This is a genomic window from Rhodococcus sp. WS1, from assembly GCF_003797745.1.
Taxonomy (GTDB): Bacteria; Actinomycetota; Actinomycetes; order Mycobacteriales; family Mycobacteriaceae; genus Rhodococcus_F; species Rhodococcus_F erythropolis.
On the sequence record NZ_RKLZ01000002.1, the window covers coordinates 1,810,979 to 1,824,923 of the forward strand.

The window sequence follows — 13,945 nt, forward strand, 5'->3', positions numbered from 1 at the left end:
GGTGTGTGGCTGCCGTTCGGCAGTCTCTCGATCGTTCACCGACTGGAGTTCAGGCACATGTACGAGTGGTCCGACACCGACCTGATGTTCCGCGACGCCTTGCGGGGCTTTATCGACAAAGAGGTGCGGCCTCATGTCGACGAGCTCGAAAGTGGTGCGCTGCCGCCGTTCGACATCATTCGCAAGCTGTACTCGACCTTCGGTCTGGCCGACATGGCACGCGAGGGCCTCGAGAAGTCGCTCGCACGCGAGCGCGGCGATACTCCGTCCGGTGACGGTGAGAAGTCGAGCGCCTTCAGCGGCGCCGGCAGCATGGGCGTTGTGCTCAACAGCGAATTGGCCGGCGTCAGCCTCGGCCTTGTCGCGTCGTTGGGCGTCAGCCTCGGATTGGCCGCCGGAACTATCCGCAGCCGCGGCACACTCGCGCAGAAGGAACGCTGGCTCCCCGGCTTGGTGACTTTCGAAACCGTCGGTGCATGGGCGATCACCGAACCGGACTCCGGCTCGGATGCTTTCGGCGGTATGAAGTCCTACGTACGCCGCGACGGTGACGACTACATCCTCAACGGCAACAAGACCTTCATCACCAACGGTCCGTACGCCGACGTGATGATCGTCTACGCAAAGCTCGACGAGGGGGACGCGTCGGTTGATCGTCGTGACCGCAAGGTGCTCGCCTTCATCCTCGACAAGGGCATGGAGGGGCTCACGCAGAGCCCGCCGTTCAAGAAGATGGGAATGAACTCCTCGCCCACCGGTGAGCTGTTCTTCGACAACGTCCGCATCACCAAGGATCGTCTGCTCGGCGAAACCGAGGACAGCGGAAAGTCCGACGGAAAGTCCAGCGCCAAGGAGAGCTTTGCCGCCGAACGCATCGGCATCGCATCGCTCTCGCTCGGCATCATCAACGAATGCCACCGTCTGAGCATCGAATACGCGAAGTCCCGCAAACTGTGGGGACGTGAGATCGGGCAGTTCCAGCTCATCCAGCTCAAGCTCGCCGAGATGGAGGTCGCTCGAATCAACGTGCAGAACATGGTCTTCAACGCGATCGAACGCACCGCGGCCGGAGACAAAGTGAGCCTGGCGGAGGCGTCGGCGATGAAGCTGTACTCGTCGCGCGCAGCGACCGAGGTCGCGATGGAAGCCGTGCAGCTGTTCGGTGGAAACGGCTACATGGCCGAGTACCGAGTCGAGCAGTTGGCGCGTGATGCCAAGTCGCTCATGATCTATGCGGGCAGCAACGAAATTCAGGTCACCCATATCGCCAAGGGCCTCCTGGGCTGACACCGGAACGTTTTCGCTGGTCGGTCGACCGCAGCAGGAACCGGATAGTCTTGCTGCGGTCGGCGACACCGCGCCGACGGATCGGAGTAAGCAGTGAACGCGCCAGATCCCACAAATGTTCATCCGATGGCCGGGCAACCACGAGTGGTGTTGCTGAAGCCGTTGATCGACAACCCGTTGATCGAGGTAGGGGAGTACACCTACTACGACGATCCGGAGTTCGCCGAAGAGTTCGAGACTCGAAACGTGTTGCATCACTACGGTCCCGACAAACTGGTGATCGGAAAGTTCTGCGCCCTGGCCACCGGTGTCACCTTCATCATGAACGGCGCGAACCATCGTATGAACGGTGTCTCCACCTACCCGTTCCCGATCATGGGCGGCGATTGGGCCAGGCACATGGATTTGGTGCAGGATTTGCCGTCGCGCGGTGACACCGTCGTGGGGAACGACGTGTGGTTCGGCGGGAACGTGACAGTCATGCCCGGTGTCCGGATCGGCCACGGGTCGATCGTGTCCACCGGCGCCGTCGTAACGCGCGACGTCCCGGACTACGCAATTGTCGGTGGCAACCCGGCAATGGAGATCAAGCGCCGCTTCAGCGCTGAAGACATCGAGAAGTTGGTGCGAATTGCGTGGTGGGACTGGCCGATCGAGAAGATCACCCGCCACGTCCGAGTGATCTCGGACGGAAGTGTCTCGGAACTCGAAGCGGTTGAGTGATCTACCGATCTGCTAGTTCGATCGAGTGAGCGAGTAGTTCCGGACATAAAGCAGGGCGGCCGCGAGAAGGCCGACGGCAAGACCTGTTGCGGTGAACGTGATCAGGTTCGGCTCGAGGTCGAAGTGGATAACGGCCGATGGCGGGTAGGGGTTCTGCTGGTCGCGCGGTTCGGGGAGGACCACCGAATAGAAGGTGGGCGGCCAGATTCGTCCGACAACGGCAACCGCGAGTCCGTAGGCTGCGCCGAAAGCTGAAAGTGCAAGCGGAAGAGCAAATTTTCTACCGTGCGCGTCGCGGGCCAGTCGCCATCCCGTCGCGTTCAGGATCGCCGAGACGACAACGGCGACAGCCGTTCCGACCATCAGGAACCAAGCGGCCGCGGGGAACCAATGTGGTGCGTCGGAGTAGCTGTAGCCGTCGATCACCCACATGTACCCCGTCTTGCCGTCCTCCATCGGCGGCGGTGGTGGAGGTTGGATGCCGATATGTTCTGTCCGCGTGGATGGCGTGGCAAATCGCCAGGCGAGCACTCCGAGGACGCTCAGGAGTAATCCGGTCGCGATGAAAACTGCGAAGAGTGGTTCTGCAACACGGTCGCGCAGCGTTGTGAATCGCATTCGAGGATCGTCTCATCTCAGCCCGAGATCGAGACTTTTTGTCGGTGGCTTGCATTAGCTTGTGCGCATGACTCTCACACTCGGCATGATCACTTTCGACAGTCTCGATCCCGGTCCGCTCGCAACGTGGTGGGCGGCGCAGTTGGGCGGAAACATCGTCGAGGAGAACGACGGTTGGTTCTACATCGTCGCGGTCCCTGACAGCGCCACCAACTTCGCATTCCAGAAGGTCCCGGACCCCACCGCCGGCAAGAATCGCATCCATCTCGATTTGGGGAGTCCGGATCTCGACGCCGAGGTGGCGCGGCTCGTCGAGGCCGGAGCAACCGAGCACCACCGCGAGAACATGGACGGTTTCCGTTGGGTGACGCTCCTCGATCCTGATGGGAACCAGTTCTGCGTGTCGGGTCCTCACGCCTGAGCTGACAGGTCCTGAGCTCGCCCGATTCTCACCCACTGATTTCGTGCCCACTGATTTCGCGGGCACCGATTCGGGCATGATGAGGGGCATGACTTCTCAGACTTCTCGGACCGGGGCCGACGCAGTCGGCCTGTGCAGCTTCGTCGATTCGTCACCGTCGCCGTTCCATGTGTGCGCGACGGTGGCGACCGAGCTGACGGCCGGTGGGTTCGTCGAAGTCCACGAAACGCAGTCGTGGCCAGCCGAGCCCGGACGGTACTTCCTCGTGCGCGGTGGTTCGCTGATTGCCTGGAGCACCGAGGGCGTGGAAAACGCCGCTCCGTTCCGGATCGTCGGAGGTCACACCGACAGCCCGAATCTGCGGGTCAAACAGCATCCCGACCTCACTTCGGCCGGGTGGCAGATGGTGGGCCTCGAACCGTATGGCGGTGCGTGGCTGAACTCCTGGCTCGACCGCGATCTCGGTATCTCCGGACGATTGAGTGTCCGGGTGGGAAACACGGTGGAGCAGAAGCTGGTTCGCATCGACGACCCGATTCTGCGTGTTCCGCAGCTGGCTATCCACCTGTCCGAAGATCGCAAGGGCGTGACGCTGGATCCGCAGCGGCACGTCAACGGAATCTGGGGCGTGGGTTCGAAACCCAAGTCGTTCATCGGATTTGTCGCCGAGCGTGCGGGTGTAGCCGCGTCGTCGGTTCTCGGCTGGGAATTGATGACACACGACCTTGCGCCCAGCGCAGTCGTGGGGGTGGACAAGGAATTGGTCAGCGCCCCTCGGCTGGACAATCAGGGCACGTGTTATGCAGGGACACAAGCACTTCTGGCCGCAGTCGAGTCACCCGGTCAGCAGGTCCCGGTGCTCGCACTCTTCGATCATGAAGAGGTCGGCAGCATGTCCGACCGTGGAGCTTTCTCAGATCTGCTGAACACCGTGCTCGAACGGATCGTGTTGGGGCGCGGTGGTGGCCGCGAAGAATTCCTGCAGGCGATGGCGGGCTCGGTGTGCGCGTCGGGCGACATGGCTCACGCGACGCACCCCAACTACCCGGACCGCCATGAGCCCGCTCATCGGATCGAGATCAACGGTGGGCCTGTACTCAAGGTGAACCAGAACCTGCGATACGCCACCGATGCGGCCGGTGCAGGCGAATTCGCGCTCGCGTGTGATCAGGCGGGAGTGCCGATGCAGCGCTACGTCCACCGCGCCGATCTGCCGTGCGGCTCCACCATCGGACCCATCACGGCATCACGGACCGGACTGTCCACCGTCGACGTCGGCGCACCCCAGCTCGCGATGCACTCTGCCCGCGAGTTGATGGGCGCGTCAGACGTCCGCATGTATGCCGACGCGCTCGGTGCCTTCCTCACGCCTCGAAGTTAGAGGTCGCGTAGTCAAAGTGCTGAGAGCCCGGCGGGTGCGGCCGGGAGACCCTCGAAGAAGTCGGCGCTCGGTGTGAAGAACATCGAGCCCGTCACAGCCGTCGAGAAGTCGAGTAGTCGGTCGTAGTTGCCGCGGGGGTCGCCGAGAAACATGTTCTCCAGCATCCGTTCGGTGATCGCAGGCGTGCGGCAGTAGCCGATGAAAAAGGTGCCGATCTCGTCGTCACCGAGGCGCCCGTACGGCATGTTGGCACGCAGGATCTCGAGAGCCTTGCCGTTCTCGTCCTTGATCGCGTTGAGCGCGACGTGCGAGTTGGCCGGCTTCACGTCGGACGTCATCTCGATGTCCTCGAGCTTGCTGCGCCCGATCACACGCTCCTGCTCGTCGACGGTGATTGCTTCCCAATCGCGCATCTTGTGGATGTAGCGCTGGATATGGACGTAGCTGCCGCCGGTGAACGCAGGATCCTCGTCGCCGACCGTCACTGCGGCGACGGCGTCGCGGCCGACCGGATTCTCGGTGCCGTCGACGAAGCCGATGAGGTCGCGGTTCTCGAAGTACTGGAAGCCGTGAACCTCGTCGACCACCGTGGCCGCGCCGTGCAGTCGCTTCGTGATCTGCCGAGCCACCTCGAAACACGCGTCCATGCTCATCGCGCGGATGTGGAAGAGCAGATCACCGGGAGTCGACGGCGCCGAGTGAACGTCACCCTGCAAAGCGGTGAACGGGTGCAGCAGCGCAGGGCGCTGACCGGCGAACAGTCGATCCCAGGCCAGCGAACCGATGCTCGTCACGACGTCCAAACCCGATCCAGGGACACGCAGCCCCACAGCCCGCTGCAGACCGGCGACATCGGCGAGCAGTTCTCGTGTGGTGTTCTCGCCACCCGGATTCACGGTCGCGACCAGGAAAATTGCAGCCGGAGTGAGGGGAGTGGTCACCGACTGGGACTGTGCCGTGAGGTCGGCTTGACGAACATCCTGGGGCATGCGAGACCTTTCGAGGGAAAGAATGAACCGGCCTGACCTTAAGAAAACCGACCGGATTACCCAAACCGGGGCGGGTGTGACGGGCGATACTTCGCAGGCCCGGAGGTGTTGCGGGTGCTGCCGTCTGCGGAAGTCGTCGGCCCACACCGATAGACTGTCCCCCGGCACGTTCTTTCGTTGGGCACATTCGTGGTGTCCCGCTCCGCGCCGGCTTGCCTCTTGACTCCCGTAGGGAAGGGACCACTCTCCAGTGTCTGCTCACCAGGTCGATACCGTCACGCACGCATCGGCTGATCCCGATGCCGCTCAGCCGTTCAAGGAGCTCGGTCTCAAGGACGACGAATACGCACGCATCAAGGAGATCCTGGGCCGCCGTCCCACGGACGCCGAACTGGCGATGTACTCGGTGATGTGGAGCGAGCACTGCTCGTACAAGTCCTCGAAGGTCCACCTCGGATACTTCGGCAAGACCACCACCGACGAGATGCGCGCCAACATGCTGGCCGGTATCGGCGAGAACGCCGGCGTCGTCGACATCGGTGACGGCTGGGCAGTCACGTTCAAGGTCGAGAGCCACAACCACCCGTCGTACGTCGAGCCCTACCAGGGTGCGGCAACCGGTGTCGGCGGCATCGTCCGCGACATCATGGCCATGGGTGCTCGTCCGATCGCCGTCATGGATCAGCTTCGGTTCGGTGCTGCTGACGCCCCCGATACCCGTCGCGTCGTCGACGGTGTCGTGCGTGGTGTCGGTGGATACGGAAACTCCCTCGGCCTCCCCAACATCGGCGGCGAGACGGTCTTCGACGAGTCCTACGCAGGCAACCCGCTGGTCAACGCACTGGCAGCCGGCGTCATGCGCGTCGAGGATCTGCATCTGGCCTTCGCTTCGGGTGCAGGCAACAAGATCATCCTGTTCGGCGCACGCACCGGTCTCGACGGCATCGGCGGCGTCTCGGTTCTCGCGTCGGCGACGTTCGACGACGAGGGTGGAGACACCGGCGGACGTAAGAAGCTCCCTGCGGTTCAGGTTGGCGACCCCTTCACCGAGAAGGTGCTCATCGAGTGCTGTCTCGACCTCTACAAGGCCGGCCTCGTTGTCGGCATCCAGGACCTCGGCGGCGCCGGGCTGTCCTGCGCCACCTCCGAGCTGGCTGCAGCCGGTGACGGCGGCATGCACATCAACCTCGAGAAGGTTCCGATGCGCGCCACCGGCATGACCCCCGCCGAGGTGCTCTCCAGCGAATCGCAGGAGCGCATGTGCGCCGTGGTCACGCCCGAGAACGTCGATGCGTTCATGGAGGTCTGCAAGAAGTGGGACGTCCTGGCCACCGACATCGGCGAGGTCACCGACGGTGAGCACCTCACCATCTCCTGGCACGGCGAGACCGTCGTCGATGTTCCCCCGCGCACCGTCGCTCACGAAGGCCCGGTCTACAACCGTCCCGTCGAGCGCCCGGCAAGCCAGGACGCGTTGATCGCGAACACGACCGCCGGACTGAAGCGTCCCGAAACCGACGCCGAGCTCGAAGCGACCCTGCTGAAGATGATCGCCTCGCCTGCCCTGTGCAGCCGCAAGTGGATCACCGAGCAGTACGACCGCTACGTCCGCGGTAACACCGTCCTGGCCGAGAACGCCGACGGCGGTGTCATCCGCATCGACGAGAAGACCGGACGCGGAATCGCTCTGTCCACCGACGCTTCGGGCCGCTACACCGCGCTCGATCCGTACACCGGCGCGCAGCTCGCATTGGCCGAGGCTTTCCGCAACGTGGCAGTCACGGGCGCAACGCCCAAGGCCGTCTCCAACTGCCTGAACTTCGGTTCTCCCGAGGACCCGGGGGTCATGTGGCAGTTCCAGCAGGCTGTTCGCGGCCTCGCCGACGGCTGCGCCACCCTCGGCATCCCCGTCACCGGCGGCAACGTCAGCTTCTACAACCAGACCGGATCCACGGCCATCCTGCCGACGCCGGTGGTTGCCGTCCTCGGTGTGATCGACGACGTTCACCGCCGTATCCCGACGGGCCTCGGACTCGAGCCTGGCGAGACGCTGATCCTGCTCGGCGACACCCACGACGAGTTCGACGGCTCCATCTGGTCGCAGGTCGAGCACGGTCACCTCGGTGGCGTGCCGCCGCAGGTCGACCTCGCCCGTGAGCAGCTGCTTGCGGACATCCTGCTCGCCTCCTCGCGTGACGGACTGGTCACCGCAGCTCACGACCTCTCCGAGGGTGGACTGGCCCAGGCTGTCGTCGAAGCCGCGCTGGCCGGCGAAACCGGTTGCCGCATCCTGATTCCCGAGGGCGCAGATCCGTTCGTGACCCTGTTCTCGGAATCGTCCGGACGCGTCCTGGTTGCGGTTCCTCGCACCGAGGAGACCCGCTTCACCGGTATGTGCACCGCTCGCGGCTTGCCGTGGACGCGTATCGGGGTCGTCGACGAGGGCAGCGACTCCGTCGAGGTCCAGGGACACTTCTCCGTCACGATGGCCAAGCTCCGTGAGGCCTTCGAGGGAACGCTGCCCGCACTGTTCGGGTGATAGATGGTCGATTCCGGAGAACTGACTTCTTCTGACAGCCAGCCGCAGGAACACCACCTGCGGCTGGCTGTTCCCGCATCTCTCGAGAAGTTCGACAACCGCTTCACCGAGTGGGCGTGGGGGCTCCTCAAACTCGACTTCACCGGCATTGCGTTTGCCGCGTTCTTCTTCTGCTGGTCTCTGACGCCGTCGTTGCTGCCGCGCGATTGGCTCTTCCAAGGTCTGATCGGCGGCATCAACTCGGCCATCGGCTACGGCGTCGGCACCGCGATCGGTTGGGCTGTGGAGCGATACCTCCTCAGCGGTCGACGGTGGTGGCCCCTGCCCGAGCCGGTGCCTTCCGCGATCAAGGTCTTCGTACCGGTCGCATCCATCGTCGCGGCGATCATCATGTTGGTCTACGCCGCCGGATGGCAACGCGAAATTGCGGCGCTGACCGACGCCGAAGGCACGACCACCTCCGGCTACATCCGAACCCTCGGATTGAGCCTCTTCATCGGCGGCCTGCTCATCTCGATCTGGCGGGTCCTCCACGATCTGGTGAAACTGATTGCCCGACAGCTGATGCGGCGGTTCCACTGGTCGCGGTCTGTGGCCAATGGTGTCGGCGTCCTGGTTGTCACCGTCCTGTTCTTCATGTTGGTCGACGGCGTCCTCGTCCGCGGAATCTATGCCGCGACCAACTCGATCTTCAGTCTGCAGAACTCGACCACTCGCGACGGCGTCGTCGAACCGCAGGATCCGATGAAATCGGGTAGCCCCGAATCTGCTGCTCCCTGGGACACATTGGGGTTCGAGGGGCGCAACTTCGTCTCGCGTGGACTGGACGCCCAGGAACTCGAAGCGGCAACCGGTAACCCTGCGATGGATCCGATTCGCGTGTATGCCGGACTCGAAAGCGCCGAAGATCCCGAAGAGCGCATGGATCTGGTCATCAAGGAACTGGAGCGAACCGGCGCCTTCCAACGCAAGGTCCTTGTGGTCATTCCGACGACAGGTACGGGGTGGGTCAATCCCACTGCGGCACAGGCAATCGAGCTTGTACACGGCGGCGACACTGCTCTTGTCGCCAGCCAGTACTCGTACCTGCCGAGTTGGATCTCGTTCCTCGCAGACCAGGAGAAGGCGCAAGCTGCCGGTCGCCTGTTGATCGAGCGGGTACACGAAAGATGGCTTCAGGAACCGGAAGCCACCAGACCGAAGTTCATGGTCTACGGCGAGAGCCTCGGCGTCATGGCCGGCGCGGGGGCATTCGACACACTGCAAGCGGCGCGCGATACCGCCGACGGAATTCTGTGGGTAGGTCCACCGAACGCGACGCAGTTGTGGCGTTCGATCGAGAAGAGGCGCGATCCCGGCACTCCCGAAGTGGCGCCCGTGTACGCGGACGGTCTGGCCGGAGTCCGGTTCGCGGATCGCTCCGCAGACATTCCGACCGACGGTATGACGTGGCCGCAGCCGCGAGTTCTGTTTGTCCAGCATCCTTCCGATCCGGTGGTGTGGTGGTCACCCGACCTCATGTTCAACCGGCCCGAGTGGCTCAAGGAAGTACCGGGATTCGACCGCTCACCGTCGATGAAATGGTTCCCGGTCGTGACGTTCTGGCAGGTGTCCGCAGACCTCGGTAACGCCGCGGGAGTTCCGGACGGTCACGGTCACAATTACGGAACCTCCGTTCTGGACGCCTGGATCAGCGTCGCCCAGCCCGAGGGATGGACGGCCGCAGAAACCGAGCGGGTGCGGTCGGCGTTGGTTGTCGCCGTGAAATCCGAGGGCCCCGAGAAGTGAGGGGAGTCGCCTCGATCGCGCTCTCCGCCGCCGCGATCACCTGGAGCAACGTCGTGCTTCCGGCATTCGGTCTTTCGCCTCGCGCTCGCGCCGTGGTCAACACCGCGGCCGGTCTGTCGGCCATCGGAGTCTTACTCGCACGTGGTTACACCCGCGAGGAACTCGGATTGGCACACACCGGAATTCGTGGTGGTGCTCAGTTCGGCGGAGCCGCGGCCGGGGCGGTCCTCACCGGCTACAGCGCCGCTCTGGTTGTCCCGTCCTTGCGTGCGACACTCGCTGCCGACGAGCGAGCAGACGGCCGTGAGGACTTCCTCGAATGGATCATCTTGCACATCCCCTTCGGCACGGTGCTTTCCGAGGAACTGTTGTTCCGTAGCGCGATGTCCGCAGTCTGGAATCGTGAGCTGAACCGTCCCACCGCGCAGGCTGTTCATGCACTGACTTTCGGGTTGTGGCACGTCGCCCCCGCCCGCGGTGCCGGCGACAACGTTCCCGCTGCAGTGGCATTCACCGGCGCGTCGGCACTGCTGTTCGAGTGGCTGCATCGCAGGGGTGGCAGCGTCCTCGCACCGGCATTGCTGCACCTCGCGACCAATGCCGGTGGCGCACTTGCCGTTCGTATCGCTACTCGAAGACAAGGAGTGAACTGATGCCGCCCCGCCGCGCCGTCGACCCCGCCGAATTCCGTGCCGCAGTCCTGGCTGTCGGCCCGTGGCTTCGCGATCCGGAACTTCCGAAGCCTTCTCGCGCTGAACTCGGCGCCGCAGTGAAGATGAGTGCGCGCACTCTCGAACAGATCGCCCCCGGATCGAGCGTCGAGGTGCGGGTGCCGCCGTTTGTCGCCGTGCAATGCATCGAAGGTCCACGTCATACGCGCGGAACCCCGCCAAACGTCGTCGAGACGGACGCTCGCACGTGGTTGCAGATGGTCACCGGACTGCTCGAGTTTTCCGAGGCCGCAGGTGACGGGCGAGTCGACGCCTCAGGTAGCCGCGCCCCCGAAGTTGCGCACTGGCTCCCACTGCTCCGGTTGGCGTAGTGACAGAGACCATCCGGTTCGCTTCGGCGTGATCTGAGGCCCAAGGCTGCCCTCAGGGGAAGTGTGTCCCAAAATGGCCGTAGACTGTGGATGCCCCCCAACCCCTGCCCACAAAGGGAGCGCCCGGTGACTCGTGCCGATCTGTCGGTCAACAGTCCAAATCTCCTCGCTTCGAACCCGTCCGACGAGGACGAGAACGAGCCCCGCGAAGAATGCGGTGTATTCGGCGTCTGGGCGCCGGGAGAGGATGTGGCGAAGCTCACTTATTACGGCCTGTACGCACTTCAGCACCGTGGTCAAGAAGCTGCCGGCATTGCGGTAGCCGACGGCTCCCAGGTGTTGGTGTTCAAGGATCTCGGCCTGGTCAGCCAGGTATTCGACGAGCAGACTCTCGCAGCGATGCCAGGACATGTCGCCGTCGGACATTGCCGTTACTCCACCACCGGTTCCACGACGTGGGAGAACGCGCAGCCCATCTTCCGTACGACCACTGCCGGTACCGGCATCGCGCTCGGCCACAACGGCAACCTGGTCAACACCGCTGAACTCGCGAGCCGCACCCGTGCAGCCGGCCTGGTCAACGACAAGCGCCCCAATGCCGCGACTTCCGACTCCGACCTCATCGGTGGTCTCCTGGCACACGCTGCCGGCGACAGCACCATCGAACAGGCCGCGATGGAATTGCTTCCCACGTTGGAGGGCGCGTTCTGCCTCACCTTCATGGACGAGCACACGCTGTACGCAGCGCGCGATCCGCACGGCATCCGCCCGCTCTGCCTCGGTCGACTCGACCGCGGTTGGGTAGTCGCCAGCGAGACCGCAGCCCTCGACATCGTCGGCGCGTCGTTCGTTCGCGACATCGAGCCCGGTGAGCTACTCGCGATCGACGCAGACGGCGTCCGCTCCTCGCGTTTCGCGAACCCGACTCCCAAGGGTTGTGTCTTCGAGTACGTCTACCTCGCGCGTCCCGACAGCGTCATCGGTGGCCGTTCGGTCCACTCGACCCGCGTCGAGATCGGCCGTCTGCTCGCCAGCGAGCACCCCGCCGAAGGCGATCTGGTCATCCCCGTTCCCGAGTCCGGCACCCCCGCCGCCGTCGGGTACGCCCAGGGTTCGGGCATTCCTTACGGCCAGGGTTTGATGAAGAACGCCTACGTCGGCCGTACCTTCATCCAGCCGTCGCAGACGATCCGTCAGCTCGGTATCAGGCTCAAGCTCAACCCGCTCAAGGAAGTCATCCGCGGCAAGCGGCTTGTGGTGGTGGACGATTCGATCGTCCGCGGTAACACTCAGCGTGCGCTCATCCGGATGCTCCGCGAAGCCGGAGCCCTCGAAATTCACGTCCGTATCGCCTCGCCGCCGGTCAAGTGGCCCTGCTTCTACGGCATCGACTTCGCCTCACCGGCCGAATTGATTGCCAACGGAGCAGGCGGACAGGATGCGACGTTCGAGGAAATGCTCGACGGTGTGCGTCGTTCCATCGGAGCGGACACGCTCGGATACATCTCCACCGAAGGCATGATCGCCGCGACCGAGCAGCCGGCCAGCCGTCTGTGCGCCGCATGCTTCGACGGGACCTACCCGATCGCGCTTCCCAAGGAAACGTCGATCGGCAAGAACGTCCTCGAGGGGATGCTCGAGAGCACCGCAGGTTCGACGGCCACTCGCGACAACGACAACGCGAGCGCGCTCAGCCGCCCCTGAACACCGAAAGCTGCAAAGCGCCGAAAATCGATAGCCGAGAATCTGCCGTCCACAACATGTGGGCGGCAGATTTTCTGTTCCACGACTTTCCGTTCGACGACACGGCATACGTCGTGAGCATCTGGCATAGTGCCCTCCGTGGCGCAACTGAGAATGGACGGGCACCGGGTACTGGTCGCAGACCTGGTGGGGGACACCATCAAAGCGATCAACGGTTCGATGGTGGCGTACGAGGGTGCGATCACCTTCAAGAACGCCGGTATGGGCGGTGGCGGAGGGTTACGTGCCGCGCTGAAACAGAAGGCGGCAGGTGAATCACTGTCCCTGATGGAAGTCAGCGGACAAGGCACCGTCTACTTCGCGATCGACGCCCAGGACATCACGATCATCGAACTCGACAACGACGCTCTGCACGTGGAAGCGTCACAGTTGCTCGCACTGGTCGGACAGCTGCGAACCGATGTGAAATTTGCCGGCCTCCGCGGCGCAGGTTCCGGACAGGGCTTGTTCACGACGGTCGTCAGCGGCACCGGTCTGGTGGCCGTGCTGTCGAAGGGCGGACCGATCATCGCGCTCGAAGTCAGCCCGCAGTATCCGCTGGTTGCCGATCCCGACGCATTCGTCGCTCACCGCGGCCAGCTCAACCAGAGCTTCGTCACCGACGTCACCTGGCGCTCCGCGATCGGCGGTGGCAGCGGTGAAGCGTTCTCGCTGCGATTCGACGGATCCGGAGTCGTCTACATCCAGCCCGAGGAGCGCTGAACCATGCCGTTGGAATTGGTGAACAGCAAGGTCGTCAAGTCGACCCTCGCGCCTGGCCAGAACGTGCTCGCCCGCACCGGGTCGATGCTCTACTACACCGGTGACGTCCGCTTCATCCCGCACAGCATGGGCGGTGGGCCAGGCGCCATGCCGAACATGGGCGGTATCGCCGGGATGGCCGGCCGCATGATGTCCGGCGAGCATGCACGCATGATGGCGGCCGAGGGAAACGGTGAGGTCTTCTACGGGCACGCCGGCTTGTACGTCGAGGTCATCCACCTCGACGGTTCGTCGATGCTCACGGTCGAAGCCGACCGACTCCTCGCACACGACGGTTACCTCCAGAGTTCGATAGTCGCTCTCACGTCGCAGGGTGGTGTGCGCGGAGCGGTACGTGGAGCCATGACCGGTCAAGGGCTGTTCACGACGCAGTTGCACGGACAGGGAAGCGTCGCGGTTCTCTCGCACGGGGGCGCGATTCCGTTGCAGGTCGGTCCGAACAATCCTCAGGTCGTCGTCGACCCGCAGGCATACGTGTGCCACATCGGTCAGATCAACGTCGACATCTCCGCGAACGTCGGCTGGCGCGAGGCCGTCGGCAAGGGCTCGGGGGAGTCCATCCAGCTGAAGATGACCGGCGCCGGCACCGTCTGGGTCCAGGCGTCCGAGCAGAAGTTCTGAGAGGGCAACG

The 13,945-nt window shown here is 63.9% G+C and carries 13 protein-coding genes; 11 read left to right on the top strand and 2 right to left on the bottom strand.

Annotation, left to right across the window (positions count from 1 at the left end):
- The first annotated feature begins 57 nt into the window (after positions 1-57).
- Both EEB12_RS21185 and EEB12_RS21190 read left to right on the top strand, forming a co-directional pair.
- Positions 58-1,287 (top strand): acyl-CoA dehydrogenase family protein, encoded by a 1,230-nt coding sequence (locus EEB12_RS21185; RefSeq protein WP_020908942.1) that lies wholly within the window; start codon positions 58-60, stop codon positions 1,285-1,287.
- Positions 1,288-1,413: 126 nt separating this feature from the next.
- Entirely contained in the window at positions 1,414-2,010 is a 597-nt protein-coding gene (locus EEB12_RS21190; RefSeq protein ID WP_230544047.1) for a CatB-related O-acetyltransferase, read from the top strand.
- Positions 2,011-2,022: 12 nt separating this feature from the next.
- On the opposite strand, the gene EEB12_RS21195 is transcribed toward EEB12_RS21190, so the two are convergent.
- A complete protein-coding gene (locus EEB12_RS21195; protein WP_141488457.1) occupies positions 2,023-2,628 on the bottom strand; it encodes a hypothetical protein in 606 nt (201 codons plus the stop codon).
- A 67-nt stretch (positions 2,629-2,695) separates the two neighbouring features.
- Between EEB12_RS21195 and EEB12_RS21200 the strand changes: the two genes are divergently transcribed.
- Together EEB12_RS21200 and EEB12_RS21205 are read left to right on the top strand one after the other, a co-directional pair.
- On the top strand, positions 2,696-3,049 hold the full coding sequence (locus EEB12_RS21200; RefSeq protein ID WP_020970627.1) for a VOC family protein: 354 nt from the start codon (positions 2,696-2,698) through the stop codon (positions 3,047-3,049).
- A gap of 88 nt (positions 3,050-3,137) precedes the next feature.
- Entirely contained in the window at positions 3,138-4,430 is a 1,293-nt protein-coding gene (locus tag EEB12_RS21205) for a M18 family aminopeptidase (RefSeq protein ID WP_181447525.1), read from the top strand.
- Positions 4,431-4,441: 11 nt separating this feature from the next.
- Here EEB12_RS21205 and EEB12_RS21210 read toward each other — a convergent pair whose 3' ends face one another.
- Complete coding sequence (locus EEB12_RS21210; RefSeq protein ID WP_021332102.1) at positions 4,442-5,419, bottom strand: Dyp-type peroxidase; 978 nt, start codon at positions 5,417-5,419, stop codon at positions 4,442-4,444.
- 250 nt (positions 5,420-5,669) lie between these two features.
- Between EEB12_RS21210 and purL the strand changes: the two genes are divergently transcribed.
- From purL to EEB12_RS21245, 7 genes are all read left to right on the top strand, one after another.
- Positions 5,670-7,958 (top strand): phosphoribosylformylglycinamidine synthase subunit PurL, encoded by a 2,289-nt coding sequence (gene purL / locus EEB12_RS21215; RefSeq protein WP_141488458.1) that lies wholly within the window; start codon positions 5,670-5,672, stop codon positions 7,956-7,958.
- 3 nt (positions 7,959-7,961) lie between these two features.
- On the top strand, positions 7,962-9,746 hold the full coding sequence (locus tag EEB12_RS21220) for an alpha/beta hydrolase (protein ID WP_092764268.1): 1,785 nt from the start codon (positions 7,962-7,964) through the stop codon (positions 9,744-9,746).
- A complete protein-coding gene (locus EEB12_RS21225; RefSeq protein WP_019745102.1) occupies positions 9,743-10,399 on the top strand; it encodes a CPBP family intramembrane glutamic endopeptidase in 657 nt (218 codons plus the stop codon). The genes EEB12_RS21220 and EEB12_RS21225 overlap by 4 nt, the downstream gene beginning before the upstream one ends.
- On the top strand, positions 10,399-10,788 hold the full coding sequence (locus EEB12_RS21230; protein ID WP_141488459.1) for a sterol carrier family protein: 390 nt from the start codon (positions 10,399-10,401) through the stop codon (positions 10,786-10,788). Before EEB12_RS21225 ends, EEB12_RS21230 begins: the two co-directional genes overlap by 1 nt.
- Before the next feature lie 126 nt (positions 10,789-10,914).
- Positions 10,915-12,492, top strand: a complete 1,578-nt coding sequence (purF, locus tag EEB12_RS21235; RefSeq protein WP_003940541.1) for an amidophosphoribosyltransferase — start codon at positions 10,915-10,917, stop codon at positions 12,490-12,492.
- A gap of 153 nt (positions 12,493-12,645) precedes the next feature.
- Positions 12,646-13,254, top strand: a complete 609-nt coding sequence (locus EEB12_RS21240) for an AIM24 family protein (RefSeq protein WP_042952812.1) — start codon at positions 12,646-12,648, stop codon at positions 13,252-13,254.
- Between the two features lie 3 nt (positions 13,255-13,257).
- Positions 13,258-13,935 (top strand): AIM24 family protein, encoded by a 678-nt coding sequence (locus EEB12_RS21245; protein WP_003939918.1) that lies wholly within the window; start codon positions 13,258-13,260, stop codon positions 13,933-13,935.
- The last annotated feature ends 10 nt before the right edge of the window (positions 13,936-13,945 follow it).

Coding starts and splice junctions, on each gene's coding strand:
- EEB12_RS21185 (WP_020908942.1), top strand. CDS start 58: ATGTACGAGTGGTCCGACACCGACCTGATGTTCCGCGACGCCTTGCGG.
- EEB12_RS21190 (WP_230544047.1), top strand. CDS start 1,414: ATGGCCGGGCAACCACGAGTGGTGTTGCTGAAGCCGTTGATCGACAAC.
- EEB12_RS21195 (WP_141488457.1), bottom strand. CDS start 2,628: ATGCGATTCACAACGCTGCGCGACCGTGTTGCAGAACCACTCTTCGCA.
- EEB12_RS21200 (WP_020970627.1), top strand. CDS start 2,696: ATGACTCTCACACTCGGCATGATCACTTTCGACAGTCTCGATCCCGGT.
- EEB12_RS21205 (WP_181447525.1), top strand. CDS start 3,138: ATGACTTCTCAGACTTCTCGGACCGGGGCCGACGCAGTCGGCCTGTGC.
- EEB12_RS21210 (WP_021332102.1), bottom strand. CDS start 5,419: ATGCCCCAGGATGTTCGTCAAGCCGACCTCACGGCACAGTCCCAGTCG.
- EEB12_RS21220 (WP_092764268.1), top strand. CDS start 7,962: ATGGTCGATTCCGGAGAACTGACTTCTTCTGACAGCCAGCCGCAGGAA.
- EEB12_RS21230 (WP_141488459.1), top strand. CDS start 10,399: ATGCCGCCCCGCCGCGCCGTCGACCCCGCCGAATTCCGTGCCGCAGTC.
- EEB12_RS21240 (WP_042952812.1), top strand. CDS start 12,646: ATGGACGGGCACCGGGTACTGGTCGCAGACCTGGTGGGGGACACCATC.
- EEB12_RS21245 (WP_003939918.1), top strand. CDS start 13,258: ATGCCGTTGGAATTGGTGAACAGCAAGGTCGTCAAGTCGACCCTCGCG.